The 4,840-nt window shown below is 72.0% G+C and carries 3 protein-coding genes; 2 read left to right on the top strand and 1 reads right to left on the bottom strand.

The window, feature by feature from the left end; translation table 11 throughout:
- Window positions 1-24: 24 nt before the first annotated feature.
- Window positions 25-2,085: an NAD(+) synthase gene (locus JWR86_RS05120; RefSeq protein WP_299561683.1), complete on the top strand. Its 2,061-nt coding sequence runs from the start codon at window positions 25-27 to the stop codon at window positions 2,083-2,085.
- Between the two features lie 49 nt (window positions 2,086-2,134).
- Here the strand turns inward: JWR86_RS05120 and JWR86_RS05125 are convergent, their stop codons facing one another.
- Entirely contained in the window at window positions 2,135-2,572 is a 438-nt protein-coding gene (locus tag JWR86_RS05125) for a BA14K family protein (RefSeq protein ID WP_299561677.1), read from the bottom strand.
- Window positions 2,573-2,754: 182 nt separating this feature from the next.
- Here JWR86_RS05125 and JWR86_RS05130 point away from each other — a divergent pair.
- Window positions 2,755-4,840 (top strand): toll/interleukin-1 receptor domain-containing protein (locus JWR86_RS05130; RefSeq protein WP_299561680.1); only part of this gene is annotated, 2,086 nt, incomplete at its 3' end.

Here is a 4,840-nt window from a genome sequence, read left to right on the forward strand (position 1 = left end):
CCCGTCCTGGCCGATAAGACGGGCATGAGCGCGCGCCCCGACCTCCCCTTCAGGTCCCTCTATCGGCACGGTTTCGCCCGGGTCGCGGCCTGCGTCACGCGTTCGCACGTGGCCGATCCGCCCCGGAACGCCGAGAGCGCCATCGCGGCGGCTCGCCGCTGTCACGAGCAGGGGGTCGCGGTCGCCGTGTTCCCCGAACTCGGCCTGTGCGGCTACGCCATCGAGGACCTGCTGATGCAGGACACGCTGCTCGACGCCGTGGAGCGGGCGGTGGAGCAGGTGGTGGCCGCCTCGGGCGGTCTGATGACCGTGCTGGTGGTCGGCGCGCCGCTCCGGCACGGCTCCCGGATCTACAACACGGCCTGCGTGATCCATCGCGGCCGGCTGCTCGGGGTGGTGCCCAAGACCTACCTGCCGACCTACCGGGAGTTCTACGAGGCCCGCCATTTCGCCTCCGGGGCCGGCGCGCCGGGCGCCGACATTCGGGTGGGCGCGCTGTCGGCCCCGTTCGGGACCGACCTCCTGTTCGCCGCGGACGACGTTCCCGGGCTCGTCGTCGGGGTCGAGATCTGCGAGGACATGTGGATCCCCGTCTCGCCGGGCGCCGAGGCCGCGCTGGCCGGCGCGACCGTGCTGCTGAACCTGTCCGGCAGCCCGATCACCATCGGGCGGGCGCGCTCCCGCAGCCTGCTCTGCCGCTCGCACGCGATGCGCTGCCTCGCCGCTTACGCCTATGCGGCCGCCGGCGCGGGCGAATCCACGACCGATCTGTCCTGGGACGGACAGACCTCGATCCACGAGGCGGGCGTCCTGCTGGCCGAGGGCGAGCGCTTCGCGCCCGGCGAGGTCGTCACCGTGGCGGATGTCGACCTCGACCTGATCCGGCTGGAACGGGCCTCCATGGGCACGTTCGACGACAACCGGCGCACCCGGCCGGACGGCCACCCCTACCGGCGGATCGGCTTCCGGCTGGACCCTCCCACCACGGATCTCGGGCTCGCCCGGCCCGTCGAACGCTTCCCCTTCGTTCCGGCGGATCCCGCCCAGCTCGCTGAGGATTGCTACGAGGGCTACGAGATCCAGGTGGCCGGGCTCGAACAGCGGCTGCGGGCCACCGGCACCCGGCGCGTCACCATCGGCATCTCGGGCGGGCTCGATTCCACTCACGCGCTGGTCGTCACGGCCAAAGCCTTCGACCGGCTCGGCTGGCCGCGCCAGGACATCCTCGGCTACACCATGCCGGGTTTCGCGACCTCGTCCGAGACCAAGGGCAACGCCCATCGGTTGATGGCCGCCCTCGGCATCACGGCGACCGAGCTCGATATCCGGCCCTCGGCCCGGCAGATGCTGGCTGATCTCGGCCACCCCTTCGCCCGGGGCGAGCCGGTCTACGACACGACCTTCGAGAACGTGCAGGCGGGGCTGCGGACCGATTACCTGTTCCGCCTGGCCAACCGGCACGGCGGCATCGTGGTCGGCACCGGCGACCTGTCGGAACTGGCGCTCGGCTGGTGCACCTACGGGGTCGGCGACCAGATGAGCCACTACAACGTCAATGCCGGCGTGCCCAAGACGTTGATCCAGCACCTGATCCGCTGGGTGGCGACGACCGAGCAGTTCGACGAGGACGTGGGCGAGGTCCTGCTCGCCATCCTGTCCGGCGAGATCTCGCCCGAGCTGGTGCCGGTCGAGGCGGGAGCGAAGCCACAAAGCACCGAGGCAGCCATCGGCCCCTACGCGCTGCAGGATTTCAACCTGTTCTACACGCTGCGCTACGGCATGCGGCCGTCCAAGATCGCCTTTTTGGCCGAGCGGGCCTGGGCGGATCCCGACCGGGGCGGCTGGCCGGCAGGCTTCCCGGCCGACCGGCGGCCGAGCTACGACCTCGCCACCATCCGGCACTGGCTGGAGGTGTTTCTGCGCCGCTTCTTCGGCTTCGCCCAGTTCAAGCGCTCGGCCCTGCCGAACGGGCCAAAGGTCTCCCATGGCGGCTCGCTGTCGCCCCGGGGCGACTGGCGCGCCCCGTCCGACGGCAATGCCGAGATCTGGCTGGCCGAGCTCCGGGCCAACGTGCCCGAAAGCTGAAGCGAGAGGACCGAGGCGGCCGTGCTGTGGCCGCCCCGGTCAGCCGGCCCTACGGGCAGGCGTGCCGCATGCCGTCATAGCCGAGATAGGTGCCGCTGCCCGGGTCATAGGACCGGAAGCGCTGCGAGCAATACGCAACGGCGTTCGGCTGAGGCGCGGCATAGACCGGAGCCGGCCCGGGCGCGGCCTGCGAGGCGATGACGCCGCCCAGCAGCGCACCGGCCGCCAAGCCGCCGATCAGCGCCCCGGTGCCGACACCACCACGCCGGCCGTAATAGCCGCGATGGCCGTAATGGCGCCGGCCGTAATAGCCGCCCCGGCGGTAGCCGCGTCCGCCCCATTGCGCGTAGGAGGTCGCCACGCCCTTGCTCTCCAGGCGGGACAGGATGTCCGCTGCCTGAGCACCCTGCGCGGAGGCCGGCGCGGTCCCCATCAGCATCAGCATCGAGAGACCTGCTGCACCCCCCGCGAATGTACGTCCGCTCATGTCGTTCTCCACACCGTCAGTGAGTTGGTTCAACGACCTGTCGGGGGCTCGGTTCGGATCATGTCCGAACGTTAATGTCCGGCGCTGGTTTCGTCCGCGAACACGCGGCGCTTGACCACCTCCGCGTGCAGCTCTACGGCCGCCGGGCCCCCACCGCACGGGCACAGGAAGGCTCCGGGCGGATGTCGCGCCTCTTCATCAGCCATTCCAGCCGCAACAACGCCGAGGCGGCGGCGCTGCTGGCGTGGCTGAAGGAGCAGGGCTGGGACGACGTCTTCCTCGACATCACGCCCGACCGCGGCATCGCGGCGGGCGAGAAGTGGGAGCGCTCGCTGAACGAGGCCGCGTCGCGCTGCGAGGCGGTGCTGTTTCTGGTCTCGCGCGACTGGATCGGCTCGCGCTGGTGCCGCAAGGAATACGACCTCGCCCGACGGCTCAACAAGCGGCTGTTCGGCGCTCTCATCGAGGTCATCCCCGTCGCCGAACTGCCCTCGGAGGTGACCGAAACCTTTCAGATGGTGGACCTCGCCTCCGGGCAGGACCACCGCATGATCCGGGCCGAGATCCCGCGCACCCACGAGGAGGTGCATGTGACCTTCTCGCGCGAGGGTCTGGCGCGGCTGAAGGGCGGGCTCAGCAAGGCCGGACTGGATCCCAAGTTCTTCGCTTGGCCGCCGGAGGGCGATCCGGGCCGCTCGCCCTATCGCGGCCTCAAGCCCCTCGAGGCGGAGGATGCCGGCATCTTCTTCGGCCGGGACGCCCCCGTGGTCGAGGGGCTGGACATGCTGCGGGGCCTGGCCGAGGCCGCCGCGCCGCGGCTCTTCGTGATCATCGGCGCCTCGGGAGCCGGCAAGTCGTCCTTTCTCCGCGCCGGTCTGCTGCCGCGCCTGGCGCGCGACGACCGCACCTTCCTGGCCCTGCCGGTGATCCGGCCAGAGGGAGGCGCGCTCACCGGCGAGGCGGGCCTCCTGCCCTCCCTCGAGAGCGCGCTGGCGCGGCACGGCCTCCCGCAATCGCGCGCCGCCATCCGGACCGCCATCGCGGGCGGCGCGGCCAGTCTGAAGCCGCTTCTGGCGCGCCTGGTCGAGCGCTCGCTCGGCGCGATGCCGGAGGCGGGCGGAAGCGCCAAGCCGCCCGTCCTGGTGCTGGCTGTCGACCAGGCCGAGGAGCTGTTCCGGCCGGAGATGGAGGGCGAGGAGCTGCTCGCGCTGATGCGCGACCTCGTCGCCGCGGACGAGCCGGCCATCATCGGTCTCTTCACCATCCGGTCGGATTCCTATGACCGGCTCGAAACCGCGAAGCCCCTGGAAGGCCTGCGCCAGCGCACGCTGCCGCTGCTGCCGATGCCGCGCGGCGCCTACCAGACGGTGATCGAAGGGCCGGCCTCGCGGCTGGCCGGAACAGGCAGGCCGCTCGCCGTCGAGCCCCGGCTGACGCAGCGGCTGCTGGAGGACATCGAACGCGGCGGCGGCTCGGATGCGCTGCCGCTGCTCGCCTTCACGCTCGGCCAGCTCTACGTCGATTTCGGCGGCGGCGGCGCCTTGCGGCTCGAGGATTACGACACCTTCGGCGGCATCCGGGGCGCAATCGAGGCCGCCGTGAAGCGGGCCCTGGCGGCGGCGGACCGCGACCCCCGCCTGCCCCGGGACGCCGAGGCGCGGCTGCTGCTGCTCCGGCGCGGGCTGATTCCGTGGCTCGCCAATGTGGACCCCGAGACCGCCAGCCCGCGCCGTCGGCGGGTGCCGCTCTCCGACATCCCGCGCGAGGCCGAGCCACTGATCCAGCTCCTGGTGGAGCAGCGCCTCCTGTCGGTCGACCGCTCGGTTATCCGCGACAGCGCCGGGGAGCGGATCGAGACCACCATCGAGCCGGCGCACGAGGCGCTGTTGCGGCAATGGGGCCTGCTGCGCGGCTGGCTGGACGAGGATTTCGCGGCGCTCACCATCCTGGAAGCGGTGAAGCGTGCGGCGCGGGACTGGGTCGCCAATGCCCGGGGCGCCGATTGGCTGAACCACACCGGAAGCCGGCTCGCCGAGGCCGAAGCCATCGCCAGCCGGCAGGACCTCGCCGCCGATCTGGGCGAGGTCGCGAGGAGCTATCTCGGGGCCTGCCGCGAGCGGGACGACGCCGAGGAGCGCGCCCGGCTGGAGCGGATCGAGAGCGAGCGCCGGCTGGCCGAAAGCCAGATCCGGCTCGCCGAAAGCGACCGGCTCGCGGCCGAGGAGCGGGCCGCGGCCGCGCAGGCCAAGGCCGCGGCCGCGCGGCGCT

This window comes from Enterovirga sp., assembly GCF_028290205.1.
GTDB lineage: Bacteria > Pseudomonadota > Alphaproteobacteria > Rhizobiales > Beijerinckiaceae > Enterovirga.